The organism is Paenibacillus sp. FSL K6-3182 (genome assembly GCF_037976325.1).
In the GTDB taxonomy this organism is placed as follows: domain Bacteria; phylum Bacillota; class Bacilli; order Paenibacillales; family Paenibacillaceae; genus Pristimantibacillus.
On the sequence record NZ_CP150265.1, the window covers coordinates 3834170 to 3855208 of the forward strand.

Below are 21039 nucleotides of genomic sequence, written 5' to 3' on the forward strand. Positions count from 1 at the left end.
TTTCCGCGCAAAAAAGAAATGTTTTTCCCCATATCAAGTTTGAAATTTCTCCATAGAAAAAAGCAAACCCAAGTGGGAGAGTTGTCCCAATTGGGTTCACGGAAGGTCTGTGTTAATAGCCGGCTTCTCCATATAGGCAATGATTTTGGCGAAAATCGAACGTACACCGTCCGACCACTTCGGGTCTTCCGCATACTTTCGATTAATCCATGTAAACGGATCTACTTCTGCCGGCCTATCCTTGCTTAAGTTAAATACGGTTCGTGCCGCAATTTCTGCCGATTGCTTAATATTGGTGTTAAAATCCTGCCAGCTATGAAAAACATTAAAAGGATTGTTGGCAATCTTTTTATGCTGCTTATTCGTTTTCGGTACAAACCCTTGCTCTTGTCCAGTTATAGCGAATAAGACGACCGGATGAATATCGAAGGCTTGCGCTGCCGTTATAATTGCTCCAAAATAAGGCTCCTCAGCTAGTATGGATGATTTCGTCTTTAAAAATGAGATCAACCGCGCTTGATCAATTTCTTGATAACGAAGCTCGATAGGCAGCCCGTCTACAGGGACAACAATAGGTTGAACTTGGTTCATAACAACGGGTGGCTGCAGCTTGTTGTCTGACGGTAAATTTAAAGACCAGCCATACAATAAAGTAGCTGCAATTAATAGAACGCTTAATGTGCTGTATATATAAGTTCTAGTACTAATCCTACGTGCTAACGTATTGCTCCATATCGTTGCAGGCAGTGAAATGACCTCTGCTTGTGTTGAAGTTTGCGTCATATTACGCGGTTCAGCACCTTCAGTAATAAGCAATCCTCTCAGCTGCGTCAGAAGGCCATTCTCAGCCTCATTTGAAGCTACACCCGATTGCTCCATGTTTAATACGAGCTCGTCCATTACACGCTGCATGAGAGGCTTCTTGCAGCTTATGAGCAGCTGCTCCTCCAACCAATCATGGAACGGATCATATATTTCTGCCGAAGTTCGATCTAGCTCTAAACAGGCTTGAAAAATGTCTTCCGCTCTAACCGGTCTTTGCCGTTCCAAAACAGCTGTTCTAATGAGCATTTCTGTGACGGAGCGTTTAACGCTGGTCTCAAAATTCGGTAATTGCTTATGTATTATGCGTTTGACCGCATCCGCTACAATTTCTGCTCGTTTTTCCCCAGGCAGCGCAGCGTATTTGTGTTGTACATAACTTCGAATATTTCGAACGTCTGTTGGTGACAAAACATATGCTTCATCGGCTGCCATGACGAATCGCCCCTTCGCGTCATCTCAATCCGATTTTACCACAAGTTTCCTTAGGACAGTGAGCTTAGTTTTTGAATTTCTTCTTGAATGTGCGGCTAAAGTTTAAATACTGTTATTTGTTCCTTCTCGCTAACCGTAAATTGATATTTACAATCACAGCCTTCATCATGCGGGACAGTATTGATCCCATACTCAGCAAGAAAAGCGCCCTAAGGCGCTTCTCATCCATCAAATTTATTATCTCTCGACCAATATTTAAGGAAGCATCGATGATCCCATCAAATATTTATCCACTTCACGAGCGGCCTCGCGACCTTCATTAATCGCCCAAACCACTAAGCTTTGACCACGGCGCATGTCGCCTGCAGCAAATACTTTATCCACATTAGTGTTGTATTTGCCATAAGTCGCTTTTACGTTTGTACGACGGTCTTGTGCAAGACCAAGCTGCTCAATCAGCGTCGTTTCAGGGCCTTCAAAACCTACTGCAATAAATACAAGATCTGCAGGCCATACTTTTTCTGTTCCTGGAATTTCACTATATATTTTACGTCCAGTCTCATCAACCGTACGTTCAATTTGAACAGTATGAAGCTCTTTAAGGTTTCCATTGCCATCGCCAACAAATTTCTTCGTTAGTACAGAAAACGCGCGAGGATCTTCACCAAATAGAGCTTTTGCTTCCTCATGTGCATAATCCAGCGTGTACACATTCGGGAATTGCGGCCATGGATTTTTATCGTTGTCTCGCACTAGCGGCGCTTTCGCATGTGTGCCGAATTGCGTAACCGACTTACAGCCGTGACGCAGTGCTGTAGCCACGCAGTCCGATCCAGTATCTCCGCCGCCAATAACGATAACGTCCTTGTCTTTCGCGGAAATATAGTTTCCATCTTCAAGATTCGAATCCAAATAGCTCTTAATTGTGCCATTCAAGTAATCCATTGCCATGTGAACACCGTTCAAATCGCGGCCTTCCATTTCAACGTCGCGAGCTCTTGTCGAGCCTCCGCAAAGAACGACTGCGTCAAAGTTATTAACTAGCTCAGAAGCTGTAATATCTTTGCCGATCTCTGTATTCGTTACAAACTCAACGCCTTCTGCTGCCATAATATCAACACGGCGCTGAACAACATGTTTCTCAAGCTTCATTGTAGGGATACCATAGGTTAGCAAGCCGCCGATGCGATCTGCGCGCTCATATACGGTTACGGTATGTCCTGCTCTATTCAGTTGTGCAGCAGTTGCCATTCCAGCAGGACCAGAGCCTACAACGGCAATCCGTTTGCCTGTGCGGACTTTTGGCGGTTGTGGAACAACCCAGCCCTCTTCAAACCCGCGATCAATGATTGCTTGTTCGATCGTTTTGATCGTTACAGCATCGCCTATTAAACCAACCGTACAAGATCCCTCACACGGTGCTGGACAAACGCGGCCAGTGAATTCAGGAAAATTATTTGTTTTATGCAGACGGTCTAGCGCTTCACGCCATAATCCGCGATAAATCAAATTATTCCATTCTGGAATGAGATTGTTTACGGGGCAACCTGAAACCGAACCTGCCAGCTCAATGCCTGTGTGGCAATATGGTGTACCACAGTCCATGCAGCGAGCGCCTTGTGTTTTTAACTGCTCATCCGAAAAATGCTTATGAAACTCTTGCCAGTCTTTGATACGCTCTAGCGGGTCGCGATCGGCCGGCAATTCGCGCTGAAATTCCATAAAACCAGTAGGTGTAGACATGATCGCATTTCCTCCATCCATATTTCCCGTTAACACTGCTTAGATTCTCTTTAAAACTATATCGGGAATTCTTAAAATATTCAATAACGAACTTTCTGCGAAAACGAATATTTTGTCTAAAGCACTCGTTTACTATTTTACAACATCCTAGCATTCAAGTACTTATGAAGGTAATGGATTATGCGTACAATCATTTGCACTTTCTGACATATCGTTCGTCAAACGTTCGGTTTTACCTTAAAAAGCTATACTTCCGACCGAATAAACGTTTGAAACGTGAAAGCATACTTGTTTTTTTCATCACTATCTCTGCTCTCGCTTTCCACAAGCTTCCACTGCAAATCAGAGAATGCAGGAAAAAATGCATCTCCGCCTTCAATATCTGCTTCCACTTTTGTAAGCAATATTTGATTAGCGAAGGGCAGAAACTGCTCGTAAATATCAGCACCGCCTATAACAACAAGCTCTTCAGCTGTATATAATTCTAGCGCTTCTTTAATCGAATGTACGATTTCACAGCCCTCAGGGTGGAAATCCGTTTGACGAGTCAATACGACATTTTTACGATCAACCAATGGCTTAGGCAGTGATTCAAACGTCTTACGGCCCATGAGTACCGTTTTACCAATCGTCATCTTCTTGAAAAAAGCCATTTCTGCTGGCAAACGCCATGGCAGCTTGTTTCCTATTCCTATAGTTCTATTGCGATCCATAGCGGCAATCAAAGTAATATTCATAATGGTTAACTCCTTTCTTCATTTTTAAAAATGAATATGAATTTACACAGCTACCGGCGCTTTAATCGTTGGATGCGGGTTATAATTCTCAATGGATAAATCCTCAACTGCAAAGTCGAAGATTGATTTTTTGTCTGTGTTTAATTTTAACTGAGGGAGCGGTCTAGACTCTCTGCTGAGCTGAAGCTCGATTTGCTCCAAATGATTCGTGTAAATGTGGGCATCTCCAAGCGTATGAATGAATTCTCCCACTTCAAGCCCGCATTCGTGTGCAATCATGTGGGTCAATAAGGCATAACTTGCGATGTTAAATGGTATGCCTAGGAAAATGTCAGCGCTTCGCTGATAAAGCTGGCATGAAAGCTTGCCGTTTGTTACATAGAATTGGAACATCGTATGGCAAGGAGGAAGTGCCATGCTGGGAACGTCTTCTGGATTCCAAGCGGAGACGATCAGTCTTCTCGAATCCGGGTTTTTCTTAATCGTCGCAATGACATCCTTAAGCTGATCAATCGCATCCCCTTGCGTCGTCTTCCACTCTCTCCACTGCTTGCCATACACGTTGCCGAGCTCCCCGAATTCAGCGGCAAACTGGTCATCCGTTAAGATGTGCTGCTTAAAGAGATCCATTTGCTCTTCATATACTTTAGAGAATTCAGCATCCGTTTGCGACCGAAGACCAAAATTCGTCATGTCAGGGCCCGTGTAGGATGCGCTCTCCACCCATCTTTTGAACGCCCATTCATTCCAAATATTATTATTATGCTGCAGCAGATAACGAATGTTCGTATCTCCTTGAATAAACCAAATCAACTCACTGGCAATTAATTTGAATGGCACACGTTTAGTTGTAAGCATCGGAAAACCTTCGCTAAGATCAAAACGCATTTGATAGCCAAAGGTAGAGATCGTTCCAGTCCCCGTTCGATCTTCTTTTTTTGTGCCATGTTCTAAAACATATTTCAACAAATTCAGGTAGGTTTGTTCGCTTTTGCTCATTTGGACATTGCTCCCTATCATGAAAAAAAATCAGAAAAATAACAATTAATTATATCATCAACTAGGATTTCTGTCCTGTTTTCGTTTCTTTCGCAGCGCATGCCTCTCAGGAGCGGAAAGATGCAGCTTTATCTCCTCTTCTGTCTCTGGGACGACAGTTGGAACAATAGCAGGTTTGCCATGATCATCAATTGCAACAAAAGTGAAAAAAGCAGTAACTGTCGTTTTGCGCTCCCCACTGAACAAATTTTCGGATTGAACGGACACGAACACTTCCATCGAGCTGCGATGTGTCCACGAAACAAAGGCTTCAACCTCAATAACTTCTCCGACTCGAATCGGCGCCAAAAAATCAAGACTGTCCGTTGATGCGGTTACAGCTTGCATCCGTGCATGTCTCATGGCTGAGATCGCAGCAACCTTATCCATGTACTCCATCAGCTTTCCACCAAACATCGTATCAAAATGATTCGTGTCCAAAGGAAAGATCAGCTGCGTCATAATTGTTCGTGATTCTCTAGCCAGTTTCGTTGATTGTTCCATGCTCGTGTACGCCTCCTATTTGTTGGATTAAAGCTCTTGAAGCGCAAAGAGGCCCCGCCGGCTGGAGAGCCGCGTGACCTCTGTTGTCGCAAAACGATAGCATTATTGCGATTTATTTAATGAAAGTGTGGATCGGGTGGCCAAGTGCAACCTCAGCTGCATCAAGCACGATTTCACCAAGTGTAGGATGTGCGTGAATTGTAAGTGCGATATCCTCAAGAGTTGCGCCCATTTCGATAGCCAAAGCAAGCTCAGCAATCATATTGGAAGCCTCAATACCGATGATTTGCGCACCAAGTACAAGACCGGAGTCTGCATCGGATACGAGTTTAACAAAGCCTTCATTTGCATTAAGCGACATTGCGCGTCCATTGATTGCGAACGGGAATTTGCCAACTTTTACATTATGACCTTTGTCTTTTGCTTCCTTCTCACTGAAACCAACGCTTGCGCATTCTGGATCAGAGAAGCAAACTGCTGGTACACATTTGTAATCAATAACACTGGATTGACCTGAAATGGCTTCAGCTGCGATACGGCCTTCGTACATTGCTTTGTGCGCAAGCGCAGGTCCAGCAATGATATCGCCAATCGCATAAATATGAGGAATGTTAGTGCGGCATTGCTCATCAACTTCAACTAGTCCACGATCGGACAGCTTCACGTTAATAAGGTCAAGACCTAGCTCACCATCCGTATTTGGACGACGTCCAACCGTTACGAGCAGGTAATCCGCAGTTACTTTCTCTTCTTTATCGCCAACTGTATACGTTACAGTAACGTCTTTATCTGTTTGCTCAGCACCTTTTGCTTGTGCGCCAGTAATGATATCCACATTCGTGCTTTTTAGTTTCTTAGCAACGATGTTGGACATATCTTTGTCAAAGCCCGGCAAAATCGCGTCGGAGCCTTCAATTACTGTAACCTTTGTGCCGAATTTGGAGTACATTTGACCAAGCTCGATACCGATATAGCCGCCGCCGATAACGACAAGGCTCTTCGGAATTTCTGGCAAGGACAATGCGCCTGTTGAAGATACGATACGGCCAGTGAAAGGGAAAGCTTTTAGTTCAATTGGACGTGATCCTGTAGCGATAATGCAGTTTTTGAAACGGTAGCGAGGCGCTTCTTGATCGTTGAATACACGCGCTTCGTTTTCATTAATAAACATAACTTCGCCTTGGAAATATTGGACTTTGTTTGCTTTCAGAAGAGAAGCAACGCCGCCTGTCAATTTTTTCACGATGCCGTTTTTGAACTCTTGCACTTTTGTAAAGTCAACCTTAGCTTCTCCAACTTCGATACCGAATGCGGAAGCGTGACTGATTGATTCATATTGATGTGATGCGGAAATAAGTGCTTTCGATGGAATACAGCCCACATTCAAGCATACGCCGCCTACATGTTCTTTATCCACGATGAGTACGTTTTGACCTAGTTGAGCAGCACGGATCGCTGCTACATAACCGCCTGGGCCCGCACCAATAATTAGAGTGTCAATATCTAGGGAAGCATCACCAACAACCATGTCTTATACCTCCATTATGAACAGTTCTGGTTGACCCAGAAGTGTTTTGATGTAATTCATAAAGTTTTGAGCTGTTGCGCCGTCGATAAGACGGTGATCGAAGCTAAGTGAAAGAGCCATTACAGGAGCAGCTACGATTTCACCATTGCGAACAATTGCTTTTTCAGTAATTCTGCCTGTTCCAAGAATTGCAACTTCTGGGAAGTTGATAACTGGAGTGAAGAACATACCGCCAGCGGAACCAATGTTGGAAATCGAGATTGTGCTGCCTTTAAGCTCGTTGGCAGCAAGTTTACCGTCACGGCCGCGAGCAGCTAGATCACGGATCGAGTCAGCAATTTTGAATAGGTTTTTACGATCTGCATCTTCAATAACCGGCACGATTAGGCCGTTATCTGTATCTGTAGCGATACCGATATTGTAGAATTTGCGAAGAACGATTTCTTGATTAGCCTCATCAAGCGTTGCGTTCAAGATAGGGAACTCGCGGCATGCTGCCACAAGAGCTTTCACGATGAACGGCAAGTACGTAAGCTTGGAGCCTTTTTTCTCAGCATAAGGTTTATATTTAGCACGAAGTGCTACTAGCTCCGTTACATCAACTTCATCCATGATCGTAACATGTGGAGCTGTATAAACCGATTTCGACATTGCGTTAGCAATGATTTTGCGAATACCTTTGAATGGTACGCGCTCTTCCGGACGGTACGGTGTTCCAGCCGATACTGCAGCAGGTTTAGCTTCGCCAGCACCTTTAGCTGCAACTTCTGCGTTGCTTGATTGTTCAGCTGCAGGAGCAGATGCATCTGTAGCTGCAACAGCAGGAGCGCCGCCAAAACCAGTTACGTCATCACGAGTGATACGTCCGTTTTTGCCAGTTCCGCCTACTTGTGTTAGGTCTACGCCTTGCTCGCGTGCAAATTTACGAACGCTAGGTGTTGCTAGTACAAGACCGCCAGTTGCTTTAGGAGCAGCTGCTGCTTGTGCTGCAGGAGCTTCAGCATTAGGTGCCTCAACTGCTGGTGCTGCCGCCGCTGCAGGAGCTTCTGCTTTAGGTGCTTCAGCTGCTGCTGGTTCAGCTTGCTCTGGCAATTCGCCTTCTGCATCAATGATTGCAACAACCTCGCCAATGTGGCAAACTTGTCCGTCTTTTACGAGTACTTCGAGTACTTTACCATTTACTGGGCAAGGCACTTCGACGATCGCTTTATCGTTTTGAACTTCCATAATAATGTCATCATCTGTAACCGTGTCTCCGACTTTGATATGCACTTTAATGATTTCGCCTTCGTGCAAACCTTCGCCGAGCTCTGGGAAACGATATTCGAATTTAGCCACCGCTTTAACCTCCTTTAAAAGTTCAGTACTTTGTTAACTGCTGCAGAAATACGTGCTACCGTAGGAAGCCACGCATCCTCAACTAGAGCAAACGGATATACAGTATCCGGACCAGCAACGCGTAGTACTGGAGCTTCTAAGTGCAGAATAGCTTTTTCATTGATTTGAGCAATGATTTCAGCTGCTGCGCCAGAAGTTTTTTGTGCTTCTTGAACGACAATAGCACGGTTTGTTTTCTTAATTGAAGCAACGATAGTATCGATATCAAGCGGAAGCAGTGTGCGAAGATCGATAACTTCTACACTCACGCCTGTTTTTTCAAGTTCTTCTGCTGCTTTGACTGCTGTGTGAACCATAAGACCATAAGAAATGATCGTTACGTCACTGCCTTCGCGAACAACATTTGCTTTGCCGATCTCAACTGTATATTCACCTTCAGGAACTTCAGCCTTGAACGCACGGTACAAGTTCAAGTGCTCCATGAAAAATACAGGATCATTCTCACGGATTGCAGAAATCATCAAGCCTTTTGCATCATAAGGGTTTGAAGGAATGACTACCTTGATACCCGGCGTTTGAATAGCAAGACCTTCAAGGGAATCCGTATGCAGCTCAGCCGCTTTAACGCCGCCGCCAAATGGTGTACGGAATACAATTGGTGAGTTGTAGCGACCGCCAGAGCGGTAACGCATACGAGCAGCTTGGACAAACATTTGGTCAAGCGCTTCATAAATAAAACCTACGAATTGAATTTCAGCGATTGGACGGAAGCCTTGCAACCCCATACCAACTGCCATACCTGCAAGAGCTGACTCAGCAAGAGGCGTATCAAATACGCGATCTTCACCAAACTCATCCTGTAAACCTTCTGTCACACGGAATACTCCGCCGACTTTACCTACGTCCTCACCAAAGATGACAACGTTCGAATCACGTTTAAGTTCTACGCGCATCGCATCGCGAATTGCTTCCAACATATTCATTTGAGCCATGATCGTCTGATCCTCCTCTTCTATTGAAAATCGTCCTTTTGCTCTTCCAAGTATTGCGGTGTTGTTTCGAACATGCTATCGATCAAGCCTGCTACAGTCATTTTTTCAACTGCTTCAGCTTTTTTGATGTGCTCAGTTACAGTTGCTTTTGCTTCATCTTTCACACGGTTTGTGTCTTCTTCAGTCCACAAGCCTTTTTTCTCTAGATATTTACCGAAACGAACAAGCGGATCTTTTAAAGCCCATTCTGCTTCTTCATCTTTTGTACGGTATTTAGTCGTATCATCCGCCAAGGAATGCGGACGGAAACGGTAAGTTAGAAGCTCAATCAATGTTGCGCCTTCGCCATTGCGACCGCGCTCTGCTGCTTCTTGAACAGCTTTGATAACAGCAAGTACGTCCATACCATCCACTTGAACACCCTTGATACCAGCAGCAACAGCTTTATGTGCAACAGACAAAGCGCCTGTTTGCTTGGAGTAAGGTGTAGTAATAGCATAACCGTTGTTTTGTACAACATAAATGACAGGCAGCTTATAAGCGCCTGCGAAGTTCATGCCTTCGTAGAAGTCGCCTTCTGACGAACCGCCGTCGCCTGTATAAGTGATAGCTACACGTTTTTCATTCTTTTTCTTAAATGCCATTGCTACGCCAGTTGCGTGCAATACTTGTGCGCCAATAATGATTTGCGGCATTAGAACATGTACATCCTCAGGAATTTGACCACCTTGTTGGTGTCCGCGAGAATATAGGAAAGCTTGATATAATGGCAAACCATGCCATACAAGCTGTGGCATATCACGGTATCCTGGGCAAATGAAATCATCTTTGTTTAGCGCGTATTCGCTGCCAACCATTGATGCTTCTTGACCTGATACTGGAGCGTAAAAGCCAAGTCTTCCTTGACGGCCTAAATTAACAGCACGCTCATCCCATGTACGAGTAAATACCATGCGGTACATAACTTCTTTTAATTGATCATCAGACAAAGCCGGCAATAAGTCCGGGTTAACAACTTCCCCGTCGAGTGACAAGACAGATAGCGGAGTTACCGGTTCCGTTTGAACTTCGTATGGCAATTTGCTCATTTTGATCGCTCACCTCAATCGAAATATTTGAAAATCGTTTACCTCTGTTATAGAATTATTATAAACCTGTTTAATGAAAATGGTCAAAGCAAAAAACACAAAAACCGTTGTTTTTTCGCTGATTCTCATCATTCTTTTAAGAAATTGTATATGCTACAGACTTTATTTATTAGTATAACAGCATAATACAACAAGACAGAAATAGATGTGATTCCTTTGATTGTCTTTCTATTGTTTACCCACAACAGATGTTTTCCATTCAATAAATTCAACCGATAGGAGAGAAAGAAATGACAGATGAGCGATATTTGAAGAGAACAATAGTAAAGGAAACCGTACCAAGCCGATATTTGGCTGAACAAAGCCGCAATTTACGTATCTTTTTGCCGCCAGGTTATAACGAGGTGCTTAGCTACCCGGTCGTCTATTGCCAGGATGGCGAAGATTTTTTCAACTTTGGGCGAATTGCTACTACAGCGACGCGATTGATTTTGGATGAGGGACTTGAGCCCTTCATTATTGTAGGTGTTGATGTCGACAAAAAGCAGCGCACGGAGGAATACACGCCAGATGGCAATCGGCACGAGGCATACATTCGGTTTTTCGCGGAAGAGCTCATTCCGTTTGTTGAGGAACGTTATGCGGTAAGACAAGAACCAGAGCATCGATTATTGGCAGGCGATTCACTCGGCGGCTCCGTTTCCTTGCATTTAGCTCTCTCCTACCCGCAGCTATTTACACGTGTCATGTCCTTATCAGGTGCTTTTTATGGCGTATCCCAAAACATCATTTCCGCAGCAGGAGACCTTAGCTGGCTCAATATTTATATGATTGTTGGTCTGCAAGAGGATGCATATGAAACGGACCGTGGCGTATTTGATTTTGTAGCTTTGAATCGCAACGCCAAGGCGCTGCTTGAACTTAATCAAGCTACTGTCTTCTATGAAGAAAAAGACGGCAAGCATCAATGGGGTTTTTGGCAAAAAGAGCTTGATAAAGCTCTCGCCTATTTCATTGAGGTTGAATAATCAAAAGCAAAGCTGTCCAGCAGGCTCCTTTCGGGAGTGCTGGACAGCTTTTTTAATGAATTTATTCATTTAATTGCAAATCTGCTTTTATCCGTTTAAGAAGCTCCTTGCATCCGCTGTCGACTAATTCATAAACAAACGGAAAATTATTTTCATAATAAGGATCAGGCACATCGGCTATTCCTTTCGCAGGCAGCAGCTCCATAAAAGTAAACAATCGTTTGGTTTCCTCTTCTGTAGCTTTACCTTCTCCAAAAAACAGCTTGCGTACATCTCGTAAATTGTTTGTGTCCATACATACGATATAATCAAACGTTTTGTAGTCATCAGGCGTAACTAACCGAGCTTTCATACCCTGATGTGAAATTTGGTGCTGATCCAGCTGATCTCTCGTGCCCTCATGCGGCGGATGACCCAAATGCCAGTCACCGGTTCCTGCGGAATCAACCATAATTTGATCTGTCAATTTTGCTTGCTCTACCTGATGGCGCATAACGGCTTCAGCCATTGGGGACCTGCATATGTTTCCGAGACAAACAAATAAAATACGAGCTTTCATGATGTTCCTCTTTTCTGCTGTTCATTAGAAGTATGAATATGTAACGTGCGTCTTGGCAGCTTCCACTTGAAATAGACAGATAGCATCCGGAAGCTAATAATAATAACGAATAAAACCAAGAGCTCCAAGGTTGATTTTATCCAACCAAGTCCAATCGCGAGACCTGCAAGCATGGCCCATACGGCATAAATTTCATCTTTTAGCACAAGCGGCTTGCGGCCAGCCAGCACATCGCGAATGATTCCGCCGCCAATTCCTGTCAGCATGGCTGCAACAAGGACTGCACTAAGCGGATGCTTCATTTGCGTTGCATACAGCGCTCCTTGAATAGCAAAGGCTGATAATCCAATCGCGTCAAAAAACGCCTCGCTCCGTCGCCAGCGCTGAATCCAGTCAACAGGCAATAGAAAAGCAATCGTCATGGCAATGATAGCTATTTTGAGCAGGTATCCTTGATTCCAAAGCGATGTAACTGGCATACCTATCAACAGATTACGCACGACACCGCCGCCAAATGCTGTGACAAGTCCAAGCACGAACACACCTAGTATATCGTATTCTTCCTCCATAGCGACAATCGCTCCGCTGACTGCAAAGGCAATTGTTCCGATAATGCTAAAAATACCAAAAATGTCCATACTCACAGCAAATGCTCCTCGCTTCCCGTACATGAACCGATCACTGCATCGGTACTTTCATTCATCATTTTAGCTGGGAGGATGTGGATTCGCAACGACAAATTTCGTGAATTTCATCCGTTTATCCATACAGTTATTCCACTCCTCTAGTTTTTATAGAACAAAAGGCATTATACTGGAGTGAATTACATTAGATTTCGCCAAAAAGAAAGGAAAATTCATCATGCAACTTCGCATCGTAATATGCACGGGCGGCCAGCTTGGCGCCTGGGCACTTGCACATATAAAGCCCGATGATCTCCTGATTGGAGCAGACAGCGGTGCTCGCTTCCTCATTAAGAACGGACGAAGACCAGATATTTCGATCGGAGACTTTGATTCCGTATCAGAAGAAGATTTGTTAGAAATTCGTGAAAATAGCGGTCAAACGATAGCTTGTGACCCCATCGACAAAAACTACACCGATACGGAAATGGCCATACGTCTCGCCTTGGACTTGCAGCCTACTGAAATCATTTTACTTGGAGCGCTGGGCACTAGATTTGATCACTCCCTAGCTAATGTCCACCTGCTCGCGCTTTCTTCCCAGCAACAGGTGAAAATGACGATCATTGATGACCATAATAAAATTTCTTTGATTAGCGAGCAATTAAACATTGAGCAGCAAGGATATCCGAACGTTTCATTGCTTCCGCTGTCTTTAAAAGTAGAAGGAATTACGCTTGATGGTTTTCAATATCCGCTGACTGACGCCGAGCTAACGATTGGTCAATCTCTCGGGATTAGCAATGTCCTTGTATCATCTACTGGAAACATCTCCATAAGAAAAGGCTTGTTGTTAGTCATCCAAAGTCGTGACTAACGATTTCAACAAAAGACCCAACCGAGGTAACTAATCCTCCTGTCGGGTCTTTGTTTTTTCAAGATTAATCCTTTAGATAAGCTCATCCTCTTTTGTAACAATTTCTAAGCCTTCTACATGCTTGCGATTCATCAGCTTGCGGGCTTTTCTATTCTCCTTTGATTCAAATACAATATCGAGATCATACTCCTCATTTTGACCCGGGTAAAGCTTCGTTTTGGCGATATACAGCTTTAACCGTTTATGATTGAACGTGAGCTTTTGCCCTTGAATTTGGACAATCACATTTCCTCGTTCATCTGCAGGCCGATATACTACACCCATTTTATTTAGAGGATAGATCCATACTGCATCACCTTTCTCAAAAGGTTTTTTTGCTTCTTTCGGGTTCTGTGCTTTCGTTTCATCAGCATTTTTTAAATTTTTGTTAATAAAATCTGCTGCTGCTGAAGATGAGGTTTTCTGAGCTTCCTTTTCATTTCTTGATTGCTCACTTGTGCGTGTTTCATGAGACGGATCTACTTTCCGCACAAGCAGATGTTCTGCACGCTGCATCACCTCTTCTGGCAGACCAAAGCGCCTTGCTATCGCGAATGCGTGACTCTCGCCTGCTTCCCCCATCTCTAAGCGATAAAGCGGCTTTAACGTTTCCGCATCAAATGCCATTTTCCCATTTTGACATCCAGGGGTGCGGGCAGCAAAAGCTTTAATTTCATTAAAATGAGTCGTTGCCCCTGCTAATGCTCCTTTTTTCAACAGTTGTTCTAATAGTGCAATAGAGAGCGCTATCCCTTCTGATGGATCGGTACCCGCTGCCAATTCATCAAGCAGAAGCAGTGCCCTCGGACCAGCCGCTTGAAGCATATCCTTAAGAACGGTGATATGAGATGAAAATGTACTCAGTGATTGTTCCAAACTTTGTCCATCTCCAACATCGGCAATAACGTGCTGGAATACGCCGATTTCACTCCCCTGCTCAGCTGGAACCAGCAGGCCCGATTGGATCATCAGTACGAATAATCCAATGGTTTTTAAAGTTACCGTTTTCCCACCTGTATTCGGCCCAGTAATAATTAACTGCTTCCATTTGTATCCGAGCTCCACATGAAGCGGTACGCTATGTTGTCCTAGCAGTGGATGGCGTGCACCGACGAGTCTTACAACTGGCTGATCGGATAACTCAATTTTTTTACCGTTATACGACCTAGACAGCTTCGCTCTTGCCGTAATAAAGTCAAATGAAGCCATGGCTTCTACATTACGAAATAGCTCAAAGGAGAACGACTCGGTATATTCAGACAATCGGGATAATATAATGGTGCGCTCCCGCTCCTCATCCGCCTTCCACTGCTGCAGCTCCACCTGAAGCTCTGATGCGTCTAATGGCTCAACGAACAAGGTCTGACCACTAGCAGATTCATCCCACACTGTCCCTGGCACCTGCTTGCGATGCTCTCGCTTTACTGCAATAACAAATCGATCATGGCGCTTGCTGATGACCGGCTCTTGCAGAGATGTACGATACTTATTAAGCGCATTTTCCATTTTTTTCTGGATTTTGTCCTCCGCTGCATAGATATGTCTGCGGATGTAGGCAAGATCAGGACTAGCTTGATCGGTTAGCTGGCCGTAACGAATACAACGTTTTAGTTCGTCCCTAAGTACGGGGCAATCGTACATAGATTCCGCATAAGCGGAAATCGTTGGCGCAATCTCACGTTTGCTGAACATGTACTTTTTCATTTGCACAACAGAGGTTAACCATACCGACAACTGCTCTAGTTCCTGCTCATTATAAATTCTACCTTTGCCGAGCAGTGACAGAAACGAATCAATTCCGTCCATTGCGGATAATGGAATGCTTGCTCCGCTTCCGAGAAGTTCAGCAGCCTCGTACGTTTCTTGCAGCCACGCTTCAACTTGCCGCTGCTTCGTGCTTGGTTCAAGCCTTTCAGCCAACAATCGTCCTGCAGGTGAAATCGTGTTGCTCACTACGCCTGCTTTTACCTTATCAAACTCTAATCTTCGCCAAGATGCTTCATTCATCTGTATGGCCTCCTCTATTTTGAGTAAAAAAAAAGACAGAAACAGAACGCGGGCGCGTTCCATTCCTGTCTTTGATCGACAAATGCTCCAATACCACTTCCACCGCTAACAAAATCGTTAACATGAAAATGGATATAAAAAAACCGTGCTGCGAGAGCACGGTGATTGGGCCGCTGTCGAATTGCTTCAGGCGGAAATCCTCATGTCCAGAACTCTTGGCGTCAGATCACGAAATAGAGCCTTGCATCTCAGTGAATTCACACTGGGAATCGTCGCAAGACCAACGTTCATCTGACTCTATCCAATTTATGAGTTATGGACACCAGCAAACATTAAAATTTCCCCTTTAAGCATCATGTTAAAAGATAATCCAAAATAGGATTCTTAATTAATGTACATAAAAGACAAGCAGCTTGTCAAGCAAGACTTAATCTACTGTTTAATGCTATAAAGAAATGGACATGCCCGTTCGTGCAAATTGAAGGTGATCGGGCAGCTTATAATCTCTCCGAAGATCAATATCATGCGACATATGTGTGAGAAAGGTTTGTTTGGGCTTCCACTTCTGGATAAGCTCGATAGCTTCAACAACATCATAGACCGAACGAGTTTCATAAGCAAAAGGCTCTTCGTAAAAGCTTGTTCCTAGTACAAGCAAATCAAGATCAGCCAAATGTTGCTGCTGCTCATCCGTCAGGCCGATCGAATCAGAGCAATATACCCATTTGCAATTTGTCTCCGAATGTTCGAAGCGAAATGCATAAGCATAGCCGTTTTTCCCATGATTGACTCGCCAGCTATATGCTCGCCATTTGCCGAGCATAATAAGAGTGTCAAATGAATGGAACTCAATCTGCCGATTTAGCCAAGGAAAACGATCTAATATTTCTTTAATGACTTCAGTGGGCGCGTAAGCTTGACCTCTTTTTTTCGTCCAGCGACAAGCGTCTGCCCACTCCACCAATCCACCGATATGGTCAAAATGAGCATGTGTAATGAGCAGTGTGTCGATCTCACGCAGTGAGGCCATCTCTAATTGTTTTGCGAAGTCCGACCCACAGTCAATCCACACCGTTCCAGCTTCTTGATCCTCCAGCTGCAGCGACGATCTATAACGACGGTTCTCCTGTGTGTCCCGTGCTTCCTCACAAACCTCGCATTCACAATAAATGCGAGGCACACTCATGGAATCTCCAGTTCCCCTAAAAATCAGCTTCGTCATAGCGGCAGCAGCTCAAACGACTCCGATGCACAGATTTGTTCCATCATTTGAAGCCATTGTTCCGGCTTGTTTGGCAATGCGGCATAATAGCCTTCTAAGAATGAGGCGATTAGAGCTGCATCAATCGTTGTTTGCTCTTCATTTTTCGGAAGGAAACATAAGTCTAGTTCAGCAACAGCTTGGCCTTCATGGTCCCAAGAAGGATGAACATAAGGAAAAGCGATTCGCTTATAGCCGATATGCGACAGCACTTCGCGACGCACAATCGGATTCATAGGTGAAACTCCGCCAAATGCATGCTCACCTGCGCGATAAGGGTCGTATACCTCAGCAAACATGCCAAGCGAGACAGTACCGGACTGATCAGCTAGCTTCTGCAAATCTTGTTCTCGATTGCGGAGTAGAAACCGACCGATGCCAAGTGATGGTTTTCCGATAATCGTAAAATCAGTCATAGCAACGCGCAGCTCTGGATAATAACGATATTCTGTTGAACCTACGACTTCCCCCTCATGCAATGCAACATATACATGAATGGTTGGGTCTTCAAGCGGCTCGCGCCAAAGCTCATAAGCAAGAACTTCCTCAGGAGGAAAAATCGTTTGAAGAAGCTTATGTAATGGTTCAAAATATTTGTCCTCAATGCTTACGATTCGATGATAGGTTAGCATATATGTACATCTCCTTATTTAAATGGATTGCGCCACTCCATGATTGCAGCGCAGTTACCCGATTGCTCATCATCCAAGTAGTCAAGAGCAACCCCAATCGGTATCCGTCCGCATCTAAGCAAAAAAGTAATGACAGGGTCTTTGTATTCTCCAGTTAGTACTTTTTCCAAATAAGCTTCTGGCGTCATCTCCTGGATTAGTGCCCCATAACCGGGCATGCGACCGCCCCCAAGCAATCTCAAAAGTCCCAGCTGAACAACCGTTTCATACATCGATTGCATGAGCCATTTGCCAATGCCTGATTTTCGGAACTCCGGTATGACACAAAGGTCTATTACATACAGAGTGTCTCCGTTTAAATTATGATTGCGAATATAACCACTGTCAGAAATCGTTTCCCAATTATGTGCATGGCCATAATCAATCATATCGATGGTTACTCCGGTCATGGAGCCAATAATCATTCCATCAACCTCTGCGCATAAGGCACCTTCAGGGAATCGGTTCACATGTTCAGTTAATTGTTCTTTGTTCCACCAAAGCTCCTGTGGGTAAGGTGGGGGAAAGCTTAGCCGCTGAACTTCAATCAATCCATCAAAATCTGCTGGTTTGTAATTACGAATGACTGCTTTTTGCGGTTTTCCATCGATGAACAAGAACAGCTCCTTACGCATCACTGTCTCCCCCTTTCTTCGCTAAACAAGATAAAAATCAAGTCCAATCGGTATACAAATCGGTGCGGCGGTCACGCCACGTCGTAACAGAACCCTTCAGCCTGACTTCCTCAAGCAAAGATAAATCAAGATCAGCCACGACGAGCATATCATCATTGATGATGCCTTCGCTTAATATACCGGCTGGCGGGAATGGAATATCGTTCGGAGCAATAATAGCAGCTTGACCAAAATTTGCACGCATCAGATCAACTTTACGAAGAGAGCCAACTGTACCCGTCGTTACAATGTATACCTGATTCTCAACAGCTCTAGCATGGCAGCAGTATCTTACGCGATAGAATCCATGACGATCATCTGTGCACGATGGACAGAAAATGACATCCGCACCTTTAGCGCGAGCCATTCGAACGATTTCAGGAAATTCAATATCGTAGCAAGTAAGCATCGCGATGGTACCATATGCGGTCTCGAATACCTCAAGACCTTCACCTGCCGACATATTCCAGCCTTCTACTTCTGGTGGCGTAATGTGGATTTTATGCTGAACGTCAATTTTCCCATCGGGATGAAAGAGATGCGCAGCATTGCGCAAACTTCCATCCGATTGTTTTATCACATGGGTGCCTCCAACAATATAAACCTCATATTCAGCAGCTAGTGAGCGAAAGAGAGCAAGATAATCCTCCGTGAATTCAGGAAGCCGGTCAATAGGAAGCGCAACGCCCTGCTCATCTCCAATGGACATCAATTGGGTTGTCAGAAACTCAGGAAACAAAATAAATTGTGACCCGTATTCCGAGGCATTGCGTACATAATGTGTTACTTGCTCTGCGAATTGCTCAAACGAGTTAATATCAGCAAGCTTATACTGAACGGCTGCCGTACGAAACTTCATTCGTTAAATCCTCCAATCGTATCGTTATTGTTTGCGCTGTTTAAATTGCAAAGTAATCGTCGTGCCTAAATCCGGCAGACTAAACACATCTACCTTTCCTTCATGCAAATCAATGATTCGTTTCGCAATGGACAAGCCGAGACCTACTCCGCCTGTTGTGCGGCTTCTGGCTCCATCCACACGGTAGAAGCGTTCGAATAGATGCGGAATTTCGTTTTCTGGAATGCCCATTCCTTTATCCTTAACCTCGATTTTCACGATATGTCTAACGAGTGTAATCGTAATATCGATCGGGTCCTTCGAGTATTTAATCGCGTTATCGAGCAAAATGACGAGCAGCTGCCTGATTTTGTCCTTGTCTCCAACCATACGAACCGCCTTGGACATTGCTTTCACTCGAATCGGTCTGCCGAACGTCGTTTGCAGCATCGTTGCTAGCTCATCAACCACTTGAACAACGTCAAACAGCTCCTGCTTCAGCCAATCCTCCTGCTCCGCCTCAGCAAGCATAAGCATGGATTTTGTTAAGTTTTGCAGACGATTTGCTTCTTTATCGATTGCTTCAATCGCTTCATTTCGTAAGCTCTCGTCATCACGTCCCCAACGCTTTAACATACCAGCATAGCTGCTGATAACAGTTAGAGGGGTTTTGAGCTCATGAGAAGCATCTGCTACGAATTGCTTCTGCTTAGCAAATGTGCGGTCAAGTCGTTCAATCATCTGATTAAATGCACGAACGAGCTGCAGAAGCTCAGCAGATTCCTCGCGGTTGCTAAGCTCAATTTGTCTAAGCTTCCCGCTTCGGTCAATTTCTCGCATCGTATTAACCATTTGCTGAATGGGCGCCGTTAGTCTTGAAGTAAACCAATAGGTTCCGAATATTGCAAACAAAATGGCACCGCCGCTCGTGACGCTTAACGCTGCGACCAGCACCTGCAAATAATTGTCCAATTCATCTAGTATTCGATTAATTTCAAGCATTGCAATAACTCGATTGCCGTCATATAGCGGAACTCGCATGAACAAAATTCGTTCTCCGCCCTTCGTGATCATCCCGGTATGGTGATGCACCTCAAAGGTCGCTGGCAGCTGCTGCAGCAGCTCATCCGTTCCTGTTATATTTACAACCCGGTTATTAGGCGCAATGATGCGAATCATTTCGTTTACGTTGTAATACTCATTGAGCAGCTCCGGATAGTTTAATCCTCGGCCGCTCTGAATTCGGGGATTCTCAAGCATGAGATTCACCTTATTCGCAATGACCTCTTCTTCACTTTCAGTCGTTATTTTGATCACATAGAAATACACAAAAATATTAAATAGAATCAAAATAAATATAAGCCAAAAAATGGTGAAAAGCGTAAACCGTTTGCGGAGTGTCATGCATCGGGCTCCTTTATCATATAACCTACTCCTCGAACCGTATGAATAAGCTTATGACGATAACCCTTGTCCAACTTCTGACGCAGATAACGGATATAAACATCTACTAAATTTGTTTCACCGATAAAATCATATCCCCAAACTTCGGATAAAATATCTTCACGCGATTTCTCATCATTTTTGTTTTCCACAAGATATACGAGCAGCTCGAATTCACGCGGCGTTAGCTCGATCAAAATATCTTTGCGATATACTTTACGCGTGCGCAGCTCGATCGTTAAGTCGCCAACCTTGATCATGTCGGATCCTTCCGCTTCCTTCGGATACTGCTGGAATATACGCAAAATATTGCGAACCCGCGCCAGCAGCTCCTCCATTGCGAACGGCTTAGTAATATAATCATTTGCTCCATGCTCGAATCCGCTTACTTTATCCGGTACGGTGTCGCGTGCAGTCAACAATATAATAGGTACAGGATTTCCTGCTTGTCGCAGTAATCGCAGAACTTCAATTCCGCTCATCTCAGGCAACATGACATCGAGCAATACAAGCTCCCATTCACCTGTCGAAGCCATTTCATATCCGGTTCTGCCATCAGCGGCAGTCCCTACGGTATACCCCTCATGCTCAAGCTCAAGTTGTAAAATTCGGGAAATACCCGCTTCATCTTCGACGACTAGAATACGTTCTTTCATTCTAGAGGTTCACCTGCTTCCAGTTGTAAATAATATTAATGCCGTTAATCAACCATATCTTCTTCTATAAATACGGTTAAATTTATCATAATGAAGACCTATCACAAATGCAAGCAAGCCGATCTACAAGAAGAGTAG

The 21039-nt window shown here is 44.3% G+C and carries 20 protein-coding genes; 2 read left to right on the forward strand and 18 right to left on the reverse strand.

Translation table 11 applies throughout. The features are described from left to right. Positions 1–96: 96 nt before the first annotated feature. The 9 genes from MHH56_RS16820 to pdhA form a co-directional block, all read right to left on the reverse strand. Complete coding sequence (locus MHH56_RS16820) at positions 97–1257, reverse strand: hypothetical protein (RefSeq protein ID WP_339202646.1); 1161 nt, start codon at positions 1255–1257, stop codon at positions 97–99. A gap of 255 nt (positions 1258–1512) precedes the next feature. Further along, positions 1513–3000 (reverse strand): glutamate synthase subunit beta, encoded by a 1488-nt coding sequence (locus MHH56_RS16825; RefSeq protein WP_339202648.1) that lies wholly within the window; start codon positions 2998–3000, stop codon positions 1513–1515. Between the two features lie 245 nt (positions 3001–3245). Further along, complete coding sequence (locus MHH56_RS16830; protein ID WP_339202650.1) at positions 3246–3737, reverse strand: dihydrofolate reductase; 492 nt, start codon at positions 3735–3737, stop codon at positions 3246–3248. Between the two features lie 42 nt (positions 3738–3779). Beyond that, positions 3780–4736, reverse strand: coding sequence for a thymidylate synthase (locus tag MHH56_RS16835; protein WP_339202652.1), 957 nt, complete (start codon positions 4734–4736; stop codon positions 3780–3782). 57 nt (positions 4737–4793) lie between these two features. Continuing rightward, the gene (locus MHH56_RS16840) at positions 4794–5279 is read right to left on the reverse strand and encodes an acyl-CoA thioesterase (protein ID WP_339202654.1); all 486 of its coding nucleotides are present in this window, start codon (positions 5277–5279) and stop codon (positions 4794–4796) included. A 112-nt stretch (positions 5280–5391) separates the two neighbouring features. Next, entirely contained in the window at positions 5392–6807 is a 1416-nt protein-coding gene (gene lpdA / locus MHH56_RS16845; RefSeq protein WP_076265847.1) for a dihydrolipoyl dehydrogenase, read from the reverse strand. A 3-nt stretch (positions 6808–6810) separates the two neighbouring features. Beyond that, positions 6811–8145: a dihydrolipoamide acetyltransferase family protein gene (locus tag MHH56_RS16850; protein WP_339202656.1), complete on the reverse strand. Its 1335-nt coding sequence runs from the start codon at positions 8143–8145 to the stop codon at positions 6811–6813. Between the two features lie 14 nt (positions 8146–8159). Further along, positions 8160–9137, reverse strand: coding sequence for an alpha-ketoacid dehydrogenase subunit beta (locus MHH56_RS16855; RefSeq protein ID WP_339202658.1), 978 nt, complete (start codon positions 9135–9137; stop codon positions 8160–8162). Positions 9138–9157: 20 nt separating this feature from the next. After that, positions 9158–10225, reverse strand: a complete 1068-nt coding sequence (gene pdhA, locus MHH56_RS16860; RefSeq protein ID WP_339202659.1) for a pyruvate dehydrogenase (acetyl-transferring) E1 component subunit alpha — start codon at positions 10223–10225, stop codon at positions 9158–9160. A gap of 290 nt (positions 10226–10515) precedes the next feature. On the opposite strand from pdhA, the gene MHH56_RS16865 reads away from it, so the two are divergent. Beyond that, complete coding sequence (locus MHH56_RS16865) at positions 10516–11253, forward strand: alpha/beta hydrolase-fold protein (RefSeq protein ID WP_339202661.1); 738 nt, start codon at positions 10516–10518, stop codon at positions 11251–11253. 61 nt (positions 11254–11314) lie between these two features. Here the strand turns inward: MHH56_RS16865 and MHH56_RS16870 are convergent, their stop codons facing one another. Together MHH56_RS16870 and MHH56_RS16875 are read right to left on the reverse strand one after the other, a co-directional pair. Continuing rightward, on the reverse strand, positions 11315–11812 hold the full coding sequence (locus MHH56_RS16870) for a low molecular weight protein-tyrosine-phosphatase (protein ID WP_339202663.1): 498 nt from the start codon (positions 11810–11812) through the stop codon (positions 11315–11317). Continuing rightward, the gene (locus MHH56_RS16875) at positions 11809–12450 is read right to left on the reverse strand and encodes a trimeric intracellular cation channel family protein (RefSeq protein ID WP_339209625.1); all 642 of its coding nucleotides are present in this window, start codon (positions 12448–12450) and stop codon (positions 11809–11811) included. The genes MHH56_RS16870 and MHH56_RS16875 overlap by 4 nt, the downstream gene beginning before the upstream one ends. 223 nt (positions 12451–12673) lie before the next feature. On the opposite strand from MHH56_RS16875, the gene MHH56_RS16880 reads away from it, so the two are divergent. Further along, complete coding sequence (locus tag MHH56_RS16880) at positions 12674–13312, forward strand: thiamine diphosphokinase (protein WP_339202664.1); 639 nt, start codon at positions 12674–12676, stop codon at positions 13310–13312. A 72-nt stretch (positions 13313–13384) separates the two neighbouring features. On the opposite strand, the gene MHH56_RS16885 is transcribed toward MHH56_RS16880, so the two are convergent. From MHH56_RS16885 to MHH56_RS16915, 7 genes are all read right to left on the reverse strand, one after another. Then, positions 13385–15358 carry a DNA mismatch repair protein MutS gene (locus MHH56_RS16885; protein WP_339202665.1) on the reverse strand — a complete coding sequence of 658 codons (1974 nt, stop codon included), beginning with the start codon at positions 15356–15358 and terminating at the stop codon, positions 13385–13387. A 445-nt stretch (positions 15359–15803) separates the two neighbouring features. After that, positions 15804–16580: an MBL fold metallo-hydrolase gene (locus MHH56_RS16890; protein ID WP_339202666.1), complete on the reverse strand. Its 777-nt coding sequence runs from the start codon at positions 16578–16580 to the stop codon at positions 15804–15806. After that, positions 16577–17251 carry a GNAT family N-acetyltransferase gene (locus MHH56_RS16895; RefSeq protein ID WP_339202667.1) on the reverse strand — a complete coding sequence of 225 codons (675 nt, stop codon included), beginning with the start codon at positions 17249–17251 and terminating at the stop codon, positions 16577–16579. Before MHH56_RS16895 ends, MHH56_RS16890 begins: the two co-directional genes overlap by 4 nt. A gap of 14 nt (positions 17252–17265) precedes the next feature. Further along, positions 17266–17925, reverse strand: coding sequence for a GNAT family N-acetyltransferase (locus MHH56_RS16900; protein WP_339202669.1), 660 nt, complete (start codon positions 17923–17925; stop codon positions 17266–17268). 37 nt (positions 17926–17962) lie between these two features. After that, positions 17963–18823 carry a carbon-nitrogen hydrolase family protein gene (locus MHH56_RS16905; protein ID WP_339202671.1) on the reverse strand — a complete coding sequence of 287 codons (861 nt, stop codon included), beginning with the start codon at positions 18821–18823 and terminating at the stop codon, positions 17963–17965. Between the two features lie 24 nt (positions 18824–18847). Next, entirely contained in the window at positions 18848–20206 is a 1359-nt protein-coding gene (locus MHH56_RS16910; RefSeq protein WP_076265834.1) for a HAMP domain-containing histidine kinase, read from the reverse strand. Further along, positions 20203–20901 (reverse strand): response regulator transcription factor, encoded by a 699-nt coding sequence (locus tag MHH56_RS16915; RefSeq protein ID WP_076265833.1) that lies wholly within the window; start codon positions 20899–20901, stop codon positions 20203–20205. Before MHH56_RS16915 ends, MHH56_RS16910 begins: the two co-directional genes overlap by 4 nt. Positions 20902–21039: the final 138 nt, after the last annotated feature.